General features: G+C 61.2%; 18 protein-coding genes. 14 read left to right on the top strand and 4 right to left on the bottom strand.

What is annotated here, in order from left to right:
• Window positions 1-124: 124 nt before the first annotated feature.
• The 6 genes from AC5DB9_RS05450 to AC5DB9_RS05425 all read left to right on the top strand — a co-directional run bounded on the left by AC5DB9_RS05450 (window position 125) and on the right by AC5DB9_RS05425 (window position 6,130).
• Window positions 125-1,711 (top strand): beta-helix domain-containing protein, encoded by a 1,587-nt coding sequence (locus AC5DB9_RS05450; RefSeq protein WP_286847053.1) that lies wholly within the window; start codon window positions 125-127, stop codon window positions 1,709-1,711.
• 81 nt (window positions 1,712-1,792) lie between these two features.
• Complete coding sequence (gene hemC / locus AC5DB9_RS05445; RefSeq protein WP_022958724.1) at window positions 1,793-2,737, top strand: hydroxymethylbilane synthase; 945 nt, start codon at window positions 1,793-1,795, stop codon at window positions 2,735-2,737.
• Window positions 2,721-3,539, top strand: coding sequence for a uroporphyrinogen-III synthase (locus AC5DB9_RS05440; RefSeq protein ID WP_286847058.1), 819 nt, complete (start codon window positions 2,721-2,723; stop codon window positions 3,537-3,539). The genes hemC and AC5DB9_RS05440 overlap by 17 nt, the downstream gene beginning before the upstream one ends.
• A complete protein-coding gene (locus tag AC5DB9_RS05435) occupies window positions 3,523-4,599 on the top strand; it encodes a uroporphyrinogen-III C-methyltransferase (RefSeq protein ID WP_286847061.1) in 1,077 nt (358 codons plus the stop codon). Before AC5DB9_RS05440 ends, AC5DB9_RS05435 begins: the two co-directional genes overlap by 17 nt.
• Window positions 4,596-5,813, top strand: coding sequence for a heme biosynthesis HemY N-terminal domain-containing protein (locus AC5DB9_RS05430; protein WP_286847063.1), 1,218 nt, complete (start codon window positions 4,596-4,598; stop codon window positions 5,811-5,813). The genes AC5DB9_RS05435 and AC5DB9_RS05430 overlap by 4 nt, the downstream gene beginning before the upstream one ends.
• Window positions 5,810-6,130: a hypothetical protein gene (locus AC5DB9_RS05425; protein ID WP_272991124.1), complete on the top strand. Its 321-nt coding sequence runs from the start codon at window positions 5,810-5,812 to the stop codon at window positions 6,128-6,130. The genes AC5DB9_RS05430 and AC5DB9_RS05425 overlap by 4 nt, the downstream gene beginning before the upstream one ends.
• A gap of 12 nt (window positions 6,131-6,142) precedes the next feature.
• Here the strand turns inward: AC5DB9_RS05425 and AC5DB9_RS05420 are convergent, their stop codons facing one another.
• On the bottom strand, window positions 6,143-8,425 hold the full coding sequence (locus tag AC5DB9_RS05420) for a penicillin acylase family protein (protein ID WP_272991125.1): 2,283 nt from the start codon (window positions 8,423-8,425) through the stop codon (window positions 6,143-6,145).
• A gap of 211 nt (window positions 8,426-8,636) precedes the next feature.
• Between AC5DB9_RS05420 and AC5DB9_RS05415 the strand changes: the two genes are divergently transcribed.
• Window positions 8,637-8,795, top strand: coding sequence for a YqaE/Pmp3 family membrane protein (locus AC5DB9_RS05415; protein ID WP_022958730.1), 159 nt, complete (start codon window positions 8,637-8,639; stop codon window positions 8,793-8,795).
• Window positions 8,792-9,163 (top strand): DUF4112 domain-containing protein, encoded by a 372-nt coding sequence (locus AC5DB9_RS05410; protein ID WP_272991126.1) that lies wholly within the window; start codon window positions 8,792-8,794, stop codon window positions 9,161-9,163. The genes AC5DB9_RS05415 and AC5DB9_RS05410 overlap by 4 nt, the downstream gene beginning before the upstream one ends.
• Window positions 9,164-9,233: 70 nt before the next feature.
• Here AC5DB9_RS05410 and ahpF read toward each other — a convergent pair whose 3' ends face one another.
• On the bottom strand, window positions 9,234-10,811 hold the full coding sequence (ahpF, locus tag AC5DB9_RS05405) for an alkyl hydroperoxide reductase subunit F (protein ID WP_272991127.1): 1,578 nt from the start codon (window positions 10,809-10,811) through the stop codon (window positions 9,234-9,236).
• Between the two features lie 87 nt (window positions 10,812-10,898).
• Window positions 10,899-11,468: an alkyl hydroperoxide reductase subunit C gene (ahpC, locus tag AC5DB9_RS05400; RefSeq protein ID WP_022958733.1), complete on the bottom strand. Its 570-nt coding sequence runs from the start codon at window positions 11,466-11,468 to the stop codon at window positions 10,899-10,901.
• Between the two features lie 151 nt (window positions 11,469-11,619).
• On the opposite strand from ahpC, the gene oxyR reads away from it, so the two are divergent.
• Entirely contained in the window at window positions 11,620-12,528 is a 909-nt protein-coding gene (oxyR, locus tag AC5DB9_RS05395; protein ID WP_272991128.1) for a DNA-binding transcriptional regulator OxyR, read from the top strand.
• An 82-nt stretch (window positions 12,529-12,610) separates the two neighbouring features.
• Here the strand turns inward: oxyR and AC5DB9_RS05390 are convergent, their stop codons facing one another.
• The gene (locus tag AC5DB9_RS05390; RefSeq protein WP_272991129.1) at window positions 12,611-13,516 is read right to left on the bottom strand and encodes a Dyp-type peroxidase; all 906 of its coding nucleotides are present in this window, start codon (window positions 13,514-13,516) and stop codon (window positions 12,611-12,613) included.
• Window positions 13,517-13,658: 142 nt separating this feature from the next.
• On the opposite strand from AC5DB9_RS05390, the gene gshA reads away from it, so the two are divergent.
• From gshA to AC5DB9_RS05365, 5 genes are read left to right on the top strand one after another with little or no spacing between them, the layout of a single operon-like run.
• Complete coding sequence (gshA, locus tag AC5DB9_RS05385; protein ID WP_272991130.1) at window positions 13,659-15,212, top strand: glutamate--cysteine ligase; 1,554 nt, start codon at window positions 13,659-13,661, stop codon at window positions 15,210-15,212.
• Window positions 15,209-15,829 (top strand): acyl carrier protein phosphodiesterase, encoded by a 621-nt coding sequence (locus tag AC5DB9_RS05380; RefSeq protein ID WP_272991131.1) that lies wholly within the window; start codon window positions 15,209-15,211, stop codon window positions 15,827-15,829. The genes gshA and AC5DB9_RS05380 overlap by 4 nt, the downstream gene beginning before the upstream one ends.
• Before the next feature lie 50 nt (window positions 15,830-15,879).
• Entirely contained in the window at window positions 15,880-16,374 is a 495-nt protein-coding gene (locus AC5DB9_RS05375) for a disulfide bond formation protein B (RefSeq protein ID WP_022958738.1), read from the top strand.
• The gene (locus AC5DB9_RS05370; protein ID WP_022958739.1) at window positions 16,374-16,727 is read left to right on the top strand and encodes a CidA/LrgA family protein; all 354 of its coding nucleotides are present in this window, start codon (window positions 16,374-16,376) and stop codon (window positions 16,725-16,727) included. The genes AC5DB9_RS05375 and AC5DB9_RS05370 overlap by 1 nt, the downstream gene beginning before the upstream one ends.
• Window positions 16,728-16,729: 2 nt before the next feature.
• Entirely contained in the window at window positions 16,730-17,431 is a 702-nt protein-coding gene (locus AC5DB9_RS05365) for an LrgB family protein (RefSeq protein WP_286847075.1), read from the top strand.
• Window positions 17,432-17,450 lie beyond the last annotated feature (19 nt).

The raw sequence follows: 17,450 nt of genomic DNA, 5'->3' as shown, positions 1-17,450 counted from the left end.
TCTGAAAAGCCGCTGAGTATAGCAGAGTTCACCCCGCCGCCGAGACCTGCGAGCTTAACCTGCATGTCATATAGCAGCGCCATAATTCCCCGCGCACTCTTGCCCCTGTCAGAAAGGATCGCCGATGAACTCTGTGGATACTCCCCGCGCCAAATTGGTCGAACTGCTGTGGCAGCTTAAAACCGCCATGGAGCAGGGCAGCAACCGCCGTATTCATTTCAACAGCCTGCTGCGCGACTCCGCCTATCGCCGCGAGCTGATCGATGAGGCCGCCACCAGCCAGCAAGCGGACTTGCGCGAACTGGGTCTTAGCTTGCGAGTACTGAACAGCGACGGCGAACTGACCCAACGCGACGCTGGGGTCAACCCGGATATCACCGAAACCGTCAGTGCGGGCAACCGCCCAACAACGCCTTCCGGCGGTCAGCAGCGCAGCGCCCTGTGGGCCGTCGCGGCCTTGATACTGCTTGCGATTGCCGCCGGCATCGTGCTGCTGGATAACGGCCCGCGCCAGCAAACCGTGCAGGGCTCGCTGCGCGGCACTCAGCACTGGGATGCCGACACCCTCTGGCGGCTGAAAGGCATTGTCTATCTGGAGGGCAATGCGCAATTGAGCATCGAAGCCGGCACCGTAATCCAGGGTGAGCCGGGCAGCGCCTTGATCGTTACCCGCGACGCCACCCTTACCGCTCGCGGCACCGCCGACGCCCCCATTGTCTTCACCAGCGCCCAGGCGGCGGGTCAGCGTCAGGCGGGGGACTGGGGAGGGCTGGTATTGCTGGGCAACGCCCCGGTGAACAGCGGTGAAGCGCAGATAGAAGGGCTGCCGATGGATGATCGCCGCGGCCGCTTCGGCGGTGGCGATACCGGCAGTCATTGCGGCGTACTCGACTATGTGCGCATTGAATTTGCCGGCTATGAAGTCTATGCCAATAACGAACTTAACGGTCTTACACTCGGCGGCTGTGGCAACAACACCATCGTGCGACACGTGCAGGTTCACCGCGCCGCGGATGACGGCATCGAAGTGTTCGGCGGCACCGTCGACTTGCAGCGCGTTGTGATCAGCGGCGCCGATGACGACTCGCTGGACTGGGATATGGGCTGGACCGGTCGCGTACAATTCATGCAAGTACTGCAGTATCCGCAAATGGGCGACAACGCCATCGAGGCCGACAACAGCGCCAGCGATCACGCCGCAACGCCGGTCTCCGCGCCCACGCTTTACAATGTCAGCCTGCTCAGTCTGTCCAGCAGTGAAAAATTTCAGCGCGGCATTACTCTGCGACGCGGCAGCGGCGGCCACTTTCACAATATGCTGATCAGCGGCTTCTCCGGCGAAGCCATCGACATTCGCGACATCAAAACCGTGTCCCGCTTCGATAGCGAGGAGCTGAGCTTCAGCGCGATGGCAATCGTGAATAACGGCCCGTATCCCGATGAGCAAGGCAAACACAACGACGACGGCGGCTTCGACGAAGCCCGCTTCTTTGCCGAGTTCGCCTTGACCGCCAACCCCGGCCTTGCCGGACTATCGGCCGACGACCCACAACCCGATTTCCGTATTGCCGCCGGCTCGCCGCTCGGCCAAGGCGCCAGCGCACTGCCTCAAGGCGAATTCTGGGACGAGGCCGCCGAGTATATCGGCGCTCTGCGACCCGGCAGCACAAAGACATGGCTGGACGGCTGGACCCAGTTCCCCAGCCGCTGACGCAAGCATCACAGTGGTTTAGTCTGCCCAGCGGCTGGCGTATGATAAGGCGCTTTAGCTTTATCCACGGACCCCAGCCCTATGTCTGAACGCACCCTGCGCATCGCCACCCGCGAAAGCCTGCTCGCCCTGTGGCAAGCCGAATACATCAAGGCTCGCCTCGAAGCCTGTCATCCCGGTCTCAAGGTCGAACTGCTGGGCATGACCACCCGCGGCGATCAGCTGCTGGACTCGCCGCTGTCTAAAATTGGCGGCAAGGCGCTGTTTGTCAAAGAGCTGGAACAGGCACTGATGGACGGCCGCGCCGATATCGCCGTGCACTCAATGAAAGACGTGCCGATGGAGTTTCCGGAAGGCCTAGGGCTGGCCATTATCTGTGAGCGCGAGGACCCTCGCGACGCTTTTGTCAGTAATCACTACGCCAATGTCGACGCCCTGCCTGAGGGCGCACACGTTGGCACCAGCAGCCTGCGCCGCGAGTGCCAGTTGCGCGCCCGCCGCCCCGACCTGAAAGTCTCCAGCCTGCGCGGCAATGTGCAAACCCGCCTGCGCAAACTCGACGACGGCGAATTCGACGCGATTGTACTCGCCTCGGCGGGCCTGATCCGCCTTGAGCTTCAAGAGCGCATCGCCGACTACATGGCCGTGGAAGACAGCCTGCCCGCCTGTGGTCAGGGCGCCGTCGGCGTGGAAACCCGACTCGATGACGAGTGGGCACGCCAACTGCTGGCACCGCTGCACGACCCCGATACCGCGGCCAAAGTCAGCGCCGAGCGCGCCATGAACCGTCACCTGCAAGGCGGTTGTCAGGTACCCATCGCCGGTTATGCCATCGATGGCGACAGTGATGGCCAGCTCTGGCTGCGCGCACTGGTCGGCGAACCAAACGGTCAACGCGTGCTGCGCGCCGAGCAGCAGGGCAGCGCCGAACACCCGGAAACACTGGGCATTGCCGTTGCGGAACAACTGCTGAAACAGGGAGCGGGCGATATTCTGGCGGCGGTCTACGGTGACAGCGCACAGTAATCTCAATGGCCTGCGGGTGCTGATTACCCGCCCCGAAGGCCGCAACGAGGAACTGGCTGACGCGCTGCGCGATGCCGGTGCCAACGTGATTATCGAACCCCTGCTGCGCATCATCCCGCTTGGCGACGATGCCCCCGAGTACCCGCGCGCAAGGCGTTTGCTGCTGAACCTTGATCACTACCGGCATCTTATCTTTGTCAGCACCAACGCCGTGGACTGCGGCATGGCCCTGATCGATGAGCTGTGGCCGCAGTACCCCGTGGATGTGCAATGCCACGCCGTGGGCGCCGCGACCGCCGCCGCCTTGCGTCAATGGCCCTGGCCCGCCGCTGCGCTCAGCTCCCTGGACGAGGCCGGGCACGGCAGTATGAACAGCGAGTCGCTGCTGGCAATGCCCGCGCTTCAGGACGTTGCCCATAAAAAAGTACTCATTGTTCGCGGCTGTGGCGGTCGCGAACATATCGCCCAAACCCTGCGCGACCGCGGCGCCACCGTGGACTACGCCGAATGTTACCGACGCGCCGACACCGCAGTGAGCGCCATCGAGTTACAGGCACGACTCGACGCACAGCAACCGAATGTGGTCTGCTTGAACAGTGGCGAAACCCTTCAGGCATTTTGTGCGCGTATCCCCGCTTCGCAGCGCAGCAACTACAGCGTGCTGCTGCCCAGTGTTAGGGTAGCGGATATGGCCCGGAAGGCCGGATTCAGCGAGATTATCCTCGCCGAGAATGCGGGCACGACAGCGACGCTGGCGGCCCTTTCCCAATGGCAGAGAGACCACCATGTCAGACAACGATAACAAGGATGCGCTTCCCGCCGAGGTAGACAAAAGCCCAGCCGCGCCACGCCGTCACGGCGCAGGGCTGCTCGCCAGCCTCGCACTGATCGTCGCGCTTGCCGCCGCTGGCGGAGCCGGCTGGCTTTACTATCAACTTATTTATCTCAGCGACCAGCAGAGCGCCGCCGTTGTCGCCAAGATGCAAGCCGCCCTGAACAGCGCCACGAGCCGCAACGATGCCACCGACGCCGCGCTGAATCGCCAGCGCGAGAGACTGGCTGAACTCGACAGCCTGATCGACCAGCAGCAGGCCATCAGCCAGCGCCAGCTTCAGCAACTCAGTGCACAGGTTCAGGAATTGAGCGCCGTCGACCGCAATGACTGGCTGCTGGCCGAAGCCGAATACCTGCTGCGTCTCGCCAACCAGCGCCTGCAACTCAGTGGCGACAGCCGCGCCGCCGCGCGACTGCTGGGCAGCGCCGATGCCATTCTGCGCGAACTGGATGACCCAGCGCTGCACCCGGTACGCAGCGAGCTGGCCAAAGAGCTGTCGGCCCTGCAAAGTCTCAGCAACATTGATATCGAAGGCCTCTATCTGCAACTGGAAGGACTGGCCGGCGAAGTCGACAAACTGGAAGCCTACGGGGCCCCGGAGTATAACCCCGCCCCCGTCGCTGACGCCGACAGTACCTGGCAAAGCGGTCTCGCCACCGGCTTTCAACGCGCCTGGGAAAAGCTGCGCAGCTACATCCGCATCCGCCAGCATGATGATAAATTCCGCGCGGAGCTGGCTCCAGAGCAGGCCGACGCCCTGCGTGCCAGCCTGCGCATGATGCTTGAACAGGCGCAATTGGCACTGCTCGCCGAGCGGCCGACGGTTTACCAACGCGCGCTCGATAAAGCGGCCAATTGGCTGCAACGCTATTTCCCGCTGAATGACCGCCGCGAGGCATTGGCGACTCAACTCGAAAAGCTGGGGCAAGCCGATATTCGCGGCGAACGCCCGGATATTTCCGGCTCACTGCGTGCGCTCAAGGAATACAGTAAGGCGCAGCGCTGGCAGCGCGAGGTCGGTCAATGAAACTGTTCTTCGTTGCCCTGCTTGCACTGCTGCTGGCAGCCGGAGCCGCTGTTGCCATCCAGTATGACAGTGGTTATGTGCTGATCGCCTACGGCCACACCACGGTCGAAATGACATTGTGGATAGCCGTCGCGGTACTGCTGATCCTGCTGGGACTGGCCTGGCTGCTGTTCAGTCTGCTGCGGCGCGGTGCCAAACTGTCTGATCGCTTCGGCAACTTTCGCGGTGGCCAGCAACAACGCCGCAGCGAGCGCGGCGTCATCGCCTATAGCCGCGGCCAGTGGCTGCAGGCTCGCCGCCTGCTGCTCTCTCCAGCCAGCCGTCCAAAGCCGCTGATTAACTATCTGCTGGCGGCCCGCGCCAGTCATCAGCTCAATGACTCCCGCGGCATCGACGAGGCACTTGACGCCGCAGCCCAGCGCAATCGCGCCAGCGAAAAAGCGGCCGAATTACTGCGTGCAGAACTGCAACTGGATCGCGGCCAATATGCCGAGGCGCTGAATACTCTCGACGGACTGCGCCGCAAAGACCGCGATCCGGCAGTGACCCTGCTGCTGGTACGCGCCTATCGCGGCGTGAACGACGCCTCTTCACTGCGCGCTCTGCTGCCTGAACTGCGAAAGCGCAAGCTGATGAGCGAGAACGCCATCAATGCGCTGGAACTGGACGCCCTGCGCGGCGAGCTGCAGGCACTGCGGACAGCCGGCGATGCCGGCGCCCTGCTGCAATGGTGGAAGGAACTGGACCGCAACCGTGCGCCCCGCAGCGCGCTGCTGCCGGAGGTCATCCCCGCACTGCTTGCGCTGGGCAACAGCGAAGATGCGCTCAAACTGCTGCGCGTGGCGATTAAGCAAGAATGGCAGGAAAGCTTGGTCATGCTGTATGCCAGCGTTCCGGCAGACAAACCCGCCGAGCAGCTCCGTCACGCCGAAGCCTGGCTGAAGAGCCACGCCGACAGCGCAAGCTTGCAACTGGCGCTGGGCCGGATCTGCCTGCGTAACGAACTGTGGGGCAAGGCGCGGGAGTATTTTGAAGATGCCCACCGACTGGCCCCCAATGCCACCATTTGCTTTGAACTGGCGCGGCTACTGGATGGCCTGGGCGAACACCCTCAGGCGGCAAATTATCTTCGCGAAGGGCTGCAACGACAGGGTCAACAGCTTCCCGAATTGCCACTGCCGAAAGCGCGCCACTATCACTGGAGGAATCTGTGAATATTGAAGCGCTGCGAAAACTGCTCGCCAAAGGTCAGGACAATGCCATGCTGCGCTTTGGTCTTGGCAAGGCACTGCTCGACAGCGACGAGGCTGTTGAAGCCAGCGAGCATCTGCGTGCCTGCGTCGGTCACGATCCCGATTACTCGGCCGCCTGGAAGCTGCTCGGCAAGGCTGAACAGCAACGCGGCAACACAGATGCCGCCCGCGATGCCTGGCGCGCCGCTCTGGATGCTGCCGCGCGCAAGGGCGACAAACAGACCGAGCGGGAAGTGCAGGTCTTCCTGAAAAAGCTCGGCAAGGCCAACACCCATTAAGCCCGCAACAACTCAATGGCTCTCTGGTGGATGCAGTGTCCAACTGAAGGAGAAATGCGCCTTGACCCGCTCGTCACTCAAGGGCAGTTGAATAGGCGTGTTGCTGTGCCAAGCGGCTTGCTGGTCGAAAAAGGCCGCCGAACCCGGGTGGCCATCCTGTCCGCCCAGCATGACAAACCAACTGCTGTCTTCATCACCCAGATCGAAGAGGTAGCGCGCCGTAGAACTCATGCCCACATAGTGCTTGCCCACCGCGAACCCGTGGGCTGACTTCATCAGTGTTTCATTGGCGCCAGCGACCGGCATCTCGGCAAAGCGCCAGCGCCGCCCCAATACGGGCAAAGCCGCCAGCGGATGATTGGCCCGCAACCGGTGGACGGCCCCCCAGCGACGATAGCGATCCAGCATCCGTCTGGCAGGCGGCAAGGCCTTTCTCATGGCCTTGCGCAAGGCCTCGTCAGGCAAGCTCATCACATCGGCCACAATCAGCGAGCGAGGGTCCCAGTTGGCCGTATAAACCTCGATGTTATCGCCACCACGCAGGGCGAGCGCAAAGTGGTAAAGCAGGCTCTCAAACAGCAATGCCCCCTCGCTGTCCACACTGTAGTCACCATCCCAGTCTGCCAGGCAACGATAGCCGCGGCTGCGGGCATCGGGGATCAGTGGCAGCAGCTTGTCGCGCAGGGCGAGCGCCGTATCGCTGTGAATATCGCATTGCAGCGCCTTTAGTAGCGCGTGGTCTACCGGCCCCTCCCCCGCGAGCCGCTTGCGCAGTCGCTCGACGCGGTCGTCCGGCGAGAAGAAGCCACTGATATACACTTCTGCCTCCTGCTTGGGACGGTTGTTCGCCGAGGCCACAAACCCTTCCGGCGGATTCACTTCGCAGGGCAAGCCCAGCGTATTCACCGATTGCTGCCAGTAGCTGAGGTCGGTGGCTGGCAGCACGACATCGGCCGGGCGGCGGGCAGGGCGCCTCGGCAATTTCGCGGCAATCAACTGCCCGATATTACCGTCAACATCGGCATACACCATGTTTTGCCCGGCGACACCGAAGTCACTCAATGCCCGCTGAAAGTCGCTAAAGTTTCGGGTACGCGCCGCCGCCAGCAATGCACTGATTTCGTCGCTGGCTTGGTGGCCCATCCATTTCATGGCGAACCGGGGACGCGATTCAGTGCCGGCTTTGCCGCCGCCAAACAGCGGCGCATCACTGAGAATCGGCCCCCACTCGCTGTCGCGCACCGTGACACTGACCGGCTTTCCCCAACGGGTTTTGAGAGTTTCTCGGCGAACGGTCAACGATGACTCGGGCACAGCACTGACATCAAACAGATCGCTCGACGCTGCATGCAGGGACGTGCCGCCCCAGGCAATATGCGGACTGCGCCCGACCATTACGGCAGGGACACCGGGCAGCATGTACCCCACGGCATTGAAGCCGGGACAGCGCAACCCCGCCAGTAACCAGAAGCCGGGCAAAACCATTGGCAAGTGAGGGTCGCCACTGAGTTTGGCAGTACCCCCTGCGCCGCGACGGGCATCCACTGCCACCGCGTTGGAGCCGCCGGGCTTACCGAACAAGCCCGACAGCCAGGCCAGACTGTCGCCACCCGGCTCACTCACTAGGCCATCAATCGGCACCGGCGGTCCGCCGCTGTAACGCATCAACTGGCGCCACAGCGCTTTCCAGTCACTGCGCTCGCGCATCGGCAGCAGCTTTGGCCACAGTCCCCAGGTAAAATCGGCAGAGTTAAGGCGGCAGAGCGTCAGCAGGTCACTGACCGAGAAATGGCTGGGTGATACCCCCAGAATTTGCATTTCCTCCGGCCATTGTCGGCGCTGCCCTTGAACACCGTCGACGACGTGATTGATCCCCGCCGCAAACCCGTCCATCCACTGACGGGCGCTGTCAGGCAATGCCGCAAGATTGTCGTCAGTACACGCGCCGAGGTTGAGCACCCGGAGGGTGTGGTCCGCCCCCCGGGCGAGCGGCCCCAGCCACTCGCTAAGACGACCCTGACTCGCCACCCGCATAAATTCCATCTGCGCCAGCCGCAGATGGGCGTGAACAATGCCCAGCCCAACGGCCAGGTCGGCCTCCGACTCCGCCTCGATAAACGGGATCATATGTTCATCCCAGCGAATGGTGATGGGCGCACGCAAGGGCGCATCGGTCAGCGGTACCTCACTGAGCCGCTGCTGCACCGTCACGCGACGCCTCGGCGTGCTTAGGTGCCCCCACAACAGTCGCCCCAAGAGGGCACCCACACCCGGCAAATCCCCAATTTTGAGCATATCCTGCGCCTGTCCCTGTCCGTTATTGCCTTGAATGGCATACGAGCAAGTAGCGCACCAACCGGGTTCGACAGAAGGTGATTCTGGGATGGCTGTCCCATATCGAGGCGCGTCTGAACAGCACAATTACCATAGTATTGTCAGATACCGGCTGTGCTATGGTGGGACCTCGCCGAGGCGATCCCTAGACTAATAAGAGGATGTTTCTACTATGGACCTGATTCGCATTCTGTTCGCTATTCTGCTGCCACCGCTGGGCGTGTTTCTGCAAGTCGGCATCGGCAAGCATTTCTGGCTCAACATCATCCTCACCCTGTTTGGTTACCTGCCCGGCATCATCCACGCCGTGTACATCATCGCCAAGAAATGACCCCGGAGGACCGGCTCCGGCGCGCCCGCCGCACAGCCGACCTGCTGGACGGCGTCTGGGGCATCCCTTTCACTCGTTGGCGCTTTGGCCTGGACGCACTGCTCGGTCTGCTGCCGGTTGCCGGGGATTTACTGAGCGCGCTGCTGGGCCTGAGTCTGGTGTGGCACGCTCACCACCTCGGCGCTCCCACACACCTCAAGTTGCGGATGCTCGGCAATATCGCTCTGGATTTTGTTATCGGCAGCCTGCCGGTGTTGGGCGACATCGCCGATATCGCCATGCGCAAGAACCAGCGCAATGCCAGGCTGCTGGAACGATGGGCGCAGCAGCAGGCAGATATACAGAGCCAAACAGGCACACATCTCTAATCATGCAGAAACAAAAAAGCCCCTTGGGGAAGGGGCAAGCTAGGGTGTAACACCACAGGGGTAGGGAAAATCAGGCCGCTTCGCTGGTTTCATCCTCCACCGAGCTGCGAATCAAATAATCGAACGCACCGAGTGCCGCGTTGGCGCCGCCGCCCATCGCAATAACAATCTGCTTATAGGGGCTATTGGTCGCATCACCCGCCGCAAACACGCCCGGCAACGAGGTTTCGCCACGGCGGCCCACGACAATTTCGCCGCGCGCAGTGAGCTCAAGGCTGCCCTTGAGGAACTCGGTGTTGGGCACCAGACCGATCTGCACAAAGATGCCCGCCAGCGACAACTCTCTGCTCTCCTGACTGACACGATCGGTGTAGCGCAGTCCGGTCACTTTCTCACCGTTACCCAGTACCTCGGTCGTTTGCGCATTGACGACAATATCGATGTTGCCCATCGAGCGCGCCTTGCGCTGCAATACCTCGTCGGCGCGCAGCCGGCTGTCGAACTCCAGTACGGTGACGTGCTGCACGATACCGGCGAGGTCAATCGCCGCCTCAATACCCGAGTTGCCACCACCGATCACCGCCACCGACTTACCCTTGAACAGCGGGCCATCACAGTGGGGGCAGTAGGCCACACCGCGGCCACGGTATTCCTGTTCGCCCGGCACGTTCATCTCGCGCCAGCGTGCGCCGGTCGCCAGCATTACGCTGCGGCTGCGCACAACAGCGTCGCCCACCGCAATCTCAATCACGCCGTCCTCACCAACACGGAGCCCGGTGGCGCAGTGACCGTCCATAATGTCGACATCGTAGTCCTGCACGTGGGCTTCGAGGTTCGCGGCCAGACGCGGCCCCTCGGTTGCCGTCACCGAGATAAAGTTCTCGATGCCCACGGTGTCCATCAGTTGTCCGCCAAAACGGTCAGCCAGGACGCCGGTACGAATCCCTTTGCGCGCGGCATAAACCGCCGCCGCAGCACCGGCCGGCCCACCCCCGACAACCAGCATGTCGAAGCGGTCTTTGTCGTTCAGCGCCGCCTGATTACGCTCGGCGGCCTTGCTATCGACCTTGCTCAAAATCTCTTTCAGGCTGATGCGCCCTTGGGAAAACGGCTGCCCGTTCAGAAATACCGAGGGCACCGCCATCACTTTCTTTTCGTCGACCTCGTCCTGGAACAGCGCGCCATCAACCATCTCGTGGCGAATATTGGGGTTGATCGCCGCCATCATGTTCAGCGCCTGAACCACGTCCGGGCAGTTCTGGCAGCTCAGTGAAATAAAAGTCTCGAAGACCAACTCACCCTCTAACTGGCGCACTTGCTCAATCAGCGCCTCGTCAATTTTCATCGGATGACCGCCGCTGTGCAGAATCGCCAGCACCAGCGAGGTGAATTCGTGGCCCATGGGCAGGCCCGCAAAGCGCAACTCAGTGTCTTGCACGGTTGAACGCACGCCCATGGCCGGGCGCCGAACCTCTGCGCTGTCGTCACGACGCACACGGATATTGTCCGAAAGGGCGTCAATATCTTGAATCAGGCTTTCCATCTGCCGGGATTTTTCACCGTCGCCGAGATAGGCGACCAGTTCCACCGGCGTTTTCAGATTGGCCAAGTAGCCCGCAAGCTGCTTTTTCATGGTGTTGTCTAACATGCTAACTCCCGGTGTTCCGATGGTCGTGGCCGCCATCTGGCGACCACCTTGATGTTCGATGGGGCTCTGTCGAACCCCGGTGTTCGTTTAGATTTTGCCGACCAGATCCAGTGACGGAGACAGTGTCTCTTCGCCCGGCTGCCAGGCGGCGGGGCAGACTTCGCCATCGTGCTCGGCCACGTACTGGGCGGCCTGGATTTTGCGCAGCAGCTCTTTGGCGGAGCGGCCGATGCCCAGGTCGTGGATTTCGGCAACCTTGATCACCCCCTCGGGATTGATCACAAAGGTGCCGCGCAGAGCAGTACCGTCTTCCTCAATCATCACGCCGAAGTTGCGTGAGATTTTGCCGGTAGGGTCACCGATCATCGGAAACTGGATTTTGTTGATCGTGTCTGAGCTGTCGTGCCAGGCCTTGTGGGTAAAGTGGGTATCGGTAGAGACCGAGTACACTTCCACCCCCATCTCTTGAAGCTGCGCGTAATGGTCAGCCATATCACCCAGCTCGGTCGGACACACAAAGGTGAAGTCGGCGGGGTAGAACATCACCACAGCCCACTTGCCCTTCAGGTCAGCATCGCTCACCGGGATGAAGTCGCCGTTGTGGTAGGCGGTAGCGCTAAAGGGTTGAACCTCGGTGTTGATAATCGCTTTGTACATAAGATGCTCTCCTATCGGGTAAACACTGTTCGTTGAAGACAGGAACCATAGTAGGGAAGCGGGAAATCACTATCTAATCGATCGTAATGATTATTTGGATAGATTATTTCTATGATAAGCTGGAAGCACTTCCATTTATCGCGAGGCAAGCATGGTAAAAATCCGTGATCTGCAGTACCTGGACGCCGTGGCCCGCCATCAACATTTTGGGCGTGCCGCCGAAGCCTGTTTTGTCAGCCAGCCCACTCTCAGTGGGCAAATCATGAAGCTGGAGGAGCGCCTCGGCCTGATGCTGATTGAACGTCACCGGAAGCGGGTGATGCTCACCCCCGCAGGGGAGGCGTTGATCAGCCGTGCTCGTGCCGTATTGCGAGCGGCAGAGGATTTTGAAGATGCCGCAAAAGCCCTGTCTGAACCCCTTTCAGGGGATTTTCATCTGGGTTTGATCCCCACCATTTCCCCCTATCTGCTGCCGCATATCATGGGTCCGCTGGGTGCAGAACTGCCCAAAGTGAACTTCTATCTGCATGAAAACCAGACCCATGTCCTGCTGCAGGAGCTGGATGAAGGCAAGCTGGATGTGGTGATTCTGTCCTGGCTGGACAGCATTGAGAATGTCGAGCGCTACAATCTGTACAGCGAACCTCTGGTACTGGCCGCGCCGCGCGATCAGCCGCTGGCAAAGCTCAGCGAAGCATCGCTGAAGGACCTCGACGGGCAGCTGGTGCTGACACTGGAAGACGGCCACTGTCTGCGCGACGAGACCCTCGACTACTGCTTTACCGCCGGCGCGCGTGAAGACCAGCGCTTTCAGGCCACCAGTCTGGAAACCCTTCGCTACATGGTCGCCAGCGGTCTCGGCATCACCCTGATGCCGCAGCTTGCGGTGCGCTCCGCCGATGAAGAGCAGGGGCTGCACTACGTACCCTTTGGCAGTCCGCCTCCCAGTCGCGAGATCTGCCTGCTGGTTCGCCCCAACTACTCACGCATGGAAGCGGTGCGCGCGATGGTGGCCTGTATTCGCCAAGCGATGTCGCCACTGCCACAGCCTCAGGCCTGAGCGCTGCCGACAAATCGCACAGACAAAAAAAGGGCGCTGCAAGCAGCGCCCAAAATTACCTAGAGTAGGAGACTTCGCTTATTTAGTGCGTCATCCACTCTGAAAGTTCCGTCGCCGATGGCGCAAACCAGAAACTTCCGCTGACCGGCGTTGAAAAATCCGTTAAACGGTCAACAATGCCGTCCTCAGCCTTGCCAAACATACTGGCAAGAATATGTTCATATCGCGACAGTTCGGCGCTAAATGACAGGAAATACAGGCCGTGTTCACGCACACCGCCAAACGGCACGCTGCGTCGAAATAATTTCTGCGACTGGCCATTTATTTTTACATCGCTACGACTGACGTGGGAATTTTCCGGCATCACATCGTCGTCCAGCTCCACACTGTCGGGTTTGGTCCGCCCGATCACACCCTCCTGTTCGGACTGGCTCAGTGTTCGGAAGGATTCGAGACGGTGAATCCACTTCTGCGACAGCACAAAGCTGCCGCCCGCACCGATTTCCCCCTCTGGAATCAGAGCGACCTGTTTCCGCGCCTCACCATCCGGGTTTTCAGTGCCATCAATGAAGCCGCTGAGATCGCGGGCGTCGTGATACATGAAGCCGCGAATTTCCAGTGCGACCTCGGCGATCTCCTTCAGCAGGGTATCGACCGTGATGGCCGCATCAAACAGGGCACCTTCGTCATCGCCATGCAGCCACAGCAGCAGGCCGTGCTGCGTAGCCGGTGCCATGACAGCGCCGCTCCCCACAGGCGAAAATGCCTTGAAGCCCGCCGGACTGCGGCCCCCGAGCCGCTCCCAGCTCTCTTTGCCAAAGGCCCACACCACATTGAGCTGGCGGCCATCCAGCGCCTGCAACGCCCCCATCGCGCGACCCAGCGCAGCTCTTGCGAGCGCACTATCGGCATCGGCATTAAACTGGTATTCCATGAACATATGGCGGCGACTGCATTCGACAAAGATGCCGGGCTGAGGAAGACTCATTGCTAGGGCTCCAAGATAGGTGAGGGCACTTTTTTAGCAGGCTGCGGCAACGCTGACAATCCCGCGCTTACCGGAGCTTGTCGATATCCAGTCGCGGAATTACACTGTTTGGCCTTTTTCCATGTCCGCTGAGGATACCGATTTGCTAAGTACGCTAGAGCAACGACGGGCACTGCTGGCAGCACCCGGTCAGCAGGAGTTGCTGAGAGATATCCGACGCGGCATAGAGAAAGAAAGCCTGCGCATGGATGCCGGCGGCCTGTTAGCCCGCACCCCACACCCCGCCGCCTTCGGCTCAGCGCTGTGCCACCCGTCGATTACCACTGATTTTTCGGAAGCACTGCTGGAGTTCATCACACCGGTCAGCGAGAGTATTACCGATACGCTTGAGGAGCTGGAACGCATTCACCGCTTTGCCGCGCGCAGCATCGGTGATGAGCTGTTGTGGAACGCGAGCATGCCCTGCCATCTGCCCGCAGCCGACGACATTCCTGTCGCGCAGTACGGCAGCAGCCACTCGGCCACCATGAAAACCCGCTATCGCCTGGGCTTGGGGCATCGCTACGGCCGCAAAATGCAGACCATTGCCGGCATTCACTACAACTTCTCGCTGCCGCCCGCACTGTGGGCCGTATTGAATGACGGCAACGCCGACAAGGATACGATAACCGATGGCTACTTCGGGCTGATCCGCAATTTCCGTCGCTACTCCTGGCTACTGATTTACCTGTTTGGTGCAGCACCGGCCGTCTCAAGCTGCTTTGTTAACGGCCAGTCGCACGCGCTGACGAAAACCGGTGAACACACGCTTTACGGCCCCTACGCGACCTCACTGCGCATGGGCGACCTCGGCTACCAGAGCAATGCGCAGAAGAACCTGAACATCTGCTACAACCACCTGGACTACTACATTGATACCCTGCGCGGCGCGATCACCACCTCGCACAGTGACTACGAGCGCTTCCCCGGCGACGAACAGCTGAGCAGCGGTCTGTTACAGATCGAAAACGAATTCTATAGCCCGATCCGCCCGAAACGCGTGACCGCCAGCGGCGAAATTCCGCTGGGCGCGTTGCGTCGCGGCGGCGTGGAATACATTGAAGTGCGCTGTCTTGACGTGAACCCGCTGCTGCCACTGGGTATCGACGCCCAGCAGATCCGCTTCCTGGACGCCTTTCTGCTGTTCTGTCTCTGCGCAGACAGCCCGCTGTGTGACGACGACGCCAACAGCAGCATCGCCGACAACCTGAGCAAAGTGGTAAACCGCGGTCGCGAACCCGGTCTGATGCTCTGCGACACGGAGGGGCAAGCCCGCAGCCTGAGCGACTGGGGCGACGCGTTGCTGGACGACATCGCCCAGTTCGCCGAGATTCTCGACGCCGCGCACGGCGAAAGCCGCTACATAGAGAGCTGCGCCACCCAGCGTGCCAAACTTCGCAATCCAGTGCTGACACCCTCGGCGCAGATCGTCGACGCCATCTTGAATCGCGACGGCGGTTATCATCCCTTCGCCCTGCGCTTGTCGCAGCAGCACAGCAAAACCTTGCGAGACGCACCACTGCTGCCTTCCGAGATCCATCGTTTTGCCGATCTTCGGGAAGACTCCATGGAGCAGCAGGCCGAGATGGAAGCCAGCAATCAAGGCGGCTTTGACGATTACCTGACGCGCTTTTACGAGCAGTATCAGACGCTGTGAACTACCTCGCCCACTTTCACCTCGCCGCACGGCTTGCCAGCGAGCGCGGGGAAGAGGGCGACGGCCTGCTGATTGGTGCCCTGCTGGGCGATCATGTAAAAGGCCCATTGCGCGGCGAGTATCCCGATGACTGGGAAGAGGGCATTCGCCTGCACCGGCGCATCGACGCGCTGACTGACAGTCACCCAGCCACCCGCGACTGCCTGCGCGCCTTTCCCGATGACTTCCGTCGCTATGCAGGCATCGCACTGGATGTCTGCTTTGATCACGTGCTGAGCCAGCATTGGCGGGATAACTGGGGAGGGGAGCGACATACACCGACGCTGGAAACCTTCAGTCAACACTGCTACCAGACCCTGCTGAGCGCCGACACCTCGCTGCCTGACAGCGCGCGACGGCAGAGCCGTTTTCTTGCCGACTACAATGTTCTTTGCTCGCTGCAAGACTGGCATAATACCCACCGCACCCTGTCGCGCATCGCCAGGCGCCTTCGTCGCCCCAATCCGCTGCAGGACTGCGCTGCCGTACTCGCACCACGACGGGCAGAGATCGAGCGCTGTTTCTTCGACCTCTATCCGGCACTGATCGACCAGCTCAGCGAGGAGTTCAAGCGCTGACCTCGCGAGCCACGTTTGTCGCCCAGCGACCCTTGTACTAGAGAGATGCCATGTCCATCAGCTCCCGCAAAATCTATCTGTTCATTCTCGCCTGCTGTGTCGGCCTGCTCGCCTATGCCCTTTACGCGCAATATGTCGATGGCCTGCACCCCTGCCCACTGTGCATCACACAGCGCGCCTTTTTTACGCTCACCGGCCTGTTCGCTCTGTTGGGGTTGATCTTCCATCCCCAGCAAACCGGTCGCTACATCACTGGCGGCTTGATGCTGGCGAGCTGCGGCGGCGGCGCGGCCGTGGCCTATCGTCAAGTCTGGCTGCAGAGCCTGCCGCCGGATCAAGTGCCCGCCTGCGGCCCCAGCCTGGAATATATGTTCGACAACCTGCCGTTTAGCGAAGCGTTCAGCACACTGATGATGGGCGACGGCAACTGCGCGGAAGTGGTGTGGACACTGTTCGGCCTGAGCATGCCCAACTGGGCGCTGATCGCCTTTGTCGGCCTTGGGCTTGCGGCCATCGCCAGCGCACTGCCCCAGGTCCGTCGCTGATGCTGGCAGGCTTTTTGACCCTGTTCGCCTGCCAGTTGGCGGGGGAGTTTTTGCAGCGGGTCCTCGGCCTGCCGCTGCCCGGGCAGGTGATCGGCATGTTTTTACTGTTTGGCCTGTTATGCCTTCGCGGCGTCGTCAGCGACCAGCCGGTGCCGGAGGGTCTGAGTGCGGGCAGCCAACGCCTGATTGAGCTGCTGCCCATGCTGTTGATGGCCCCGGCGGCCGGCGTGTTTTTTCTCGGCGCCGGCTTTGCCGACCAGTGGCCGGGCTTTATCGCCGCGGTCACGCTGGGCACTGTCTTTACCCTGATTTTCAGCGGCCTGCTGCTCAAACGCCTGGCGCGGAGCCGATGAGCGTGAGCGCGCTGCTGCACAGCCCCCTGTTTGGGCTCACCCTGACACTCGCCGCCTACCAGTGTGCGCTATGGGCCTACCGCCGCAGCGGCCAGCTCGCCGTACTGCACCCCACGATCAGCGGCGCAATCGTGATTGCCGCCGCACTGAAGGTGCTGGGCCTGGACTACTTTGCCTATTACGCGGATATCAACTGGCTCAACTTCCTGCTGGGACCGGCCACCGTGGCACTGGCTGTCCCCCTCTACCGGCAGCTGCCGCTGCTGCGGGAACTGGCTGGACCGCTGCTAATCACCTTGCTACTCGGCGCACTCTTCGCCTGTGGTTCGGCACTGCTGCTGGCGTGGTGGCTGGGCGCTACCAGCGACACGCTGATGTCACTGACCACCAAATCAATCACCACGCCGATTGCCATATCGGTCACCGAGGAAATAGGCGGCATCACCTCGGTAGCCGTGGGCTCAGTGATTCTGACCGGGGTCGCGGGGATTACCACCATCAACTGGCTGTTTGAGAGGCTCAAAATCCAGGATGACCGCCTGTGGGGCTTCTGCCTGGGACTGGCCGCTCACGCCATCGGCACCTCGCGGGCCTTTGAACGCAGCCCCGTCGCCGGTGCCTTCGCCAGCCTGGCACTGTGCCTGACCGGTGCCTTTACGGCGCTGTTCGTCCCGCTGGCGATGAGTTGGTTCGGGCCGCTGTAAGCCAGCGACCCGATTTTTC

The organism is Spongiibacter sp. (genome assembly GCF_984394615.1).
The sequence above is the reverse complement of the archived record's forward strand: the minus strand, read 5'-3'. Positions and strand labels throughout refer to the sequence as shown.

Coding starts and splice junctions, on each gene's coding strand:
- AC5DB9_RS05390 (WP_272991129.1), bottom strand. CDS start 13,516: ATGAGTCTTCCTCAGCCCGGCATCTTTGTCGAATGCAGTCGCCGCCAT.
- ahpF (WP_272991127.1), bottom strand. CDS start 10,811: ATGTTAGACAACACCATGAAAAAGCAGCTTGCGGGCTACTTGGCCAAT.
- hemC (WP_022958724.1), top strand. CDS start 1,793: ATGTCTGAACGCACCCTGCGCATCGCCACCCGCGAAAGCCTGCTCGCC.
- AC5DB9_RS05430 (WP_286847063.1), top strand. CDS start 4,596: ATGAAACTGTTCTTCGTTGCCCTGCTTGCACTGCTGCTGGCAGCCGGA.
- AC5DB9_RS05410 (WP_272991126.1), top strand. CDS start 8,792: ATGACCCCGGAGGACCGGCTCCGGCGCGCCCGCCGCACAGCCGACCTG.
- AC5DB9_RS05370 (WP_022958739.1), top strand. CDS start 16,374: ATGCTGGCAGGCTTTTTGACCCTGTTCGCCTGCCAGTTGGCGGGGGAG.
- oxyR (WP_272991128.1), top strand. CDS start 11,620: ATGGTAAAAATCCGTGATCTGCAGTACCTGGACGCCGTGGCCCGCCAT.
- AC5DB9_RS05435 (WP_286847061.1), top strand. CDS start 3,523: ATGTCAGACAACGATAACAAGGATGCGCTTCCCGCCGAGGTAGACAAA.
- AC5DB9_RS05375 (WP_022958738.1), top strand. CDS start 15,880: ATGTCCATCAGCTCCCGCAAAATCTATCTGTTCATTCTCGCCTGCTGT.
- AC5DB9_RS05420 (WP_272991125.1), bottom strand. CDS start 8,425: ATGCTCAAAATTGGGGATTTGCCGGGTGTGGGTGCCCTCTTGGGGCGA.
- AC5DB9_RS05415 (WP_022958730.1), top strand. CDS start 8,637: ATGGACCTGATTCGCATTCTGTTCGCTATTCTGCTGCCACCGCTGGGC.
- ahpC (WP_022958733.1), bottom strand. CDS start 11,468: ATGTACAAAGCGATTATCAACACCGAGGTTCAACCCTTTAGCGCTACC.
- AC5DB9_RS05450 (WP_286847053.1), top strand. CDS start 125: ATGAACTCTGTGGATACTCCCCGCGCCAAATTGGTCGAACTGCTGTGG.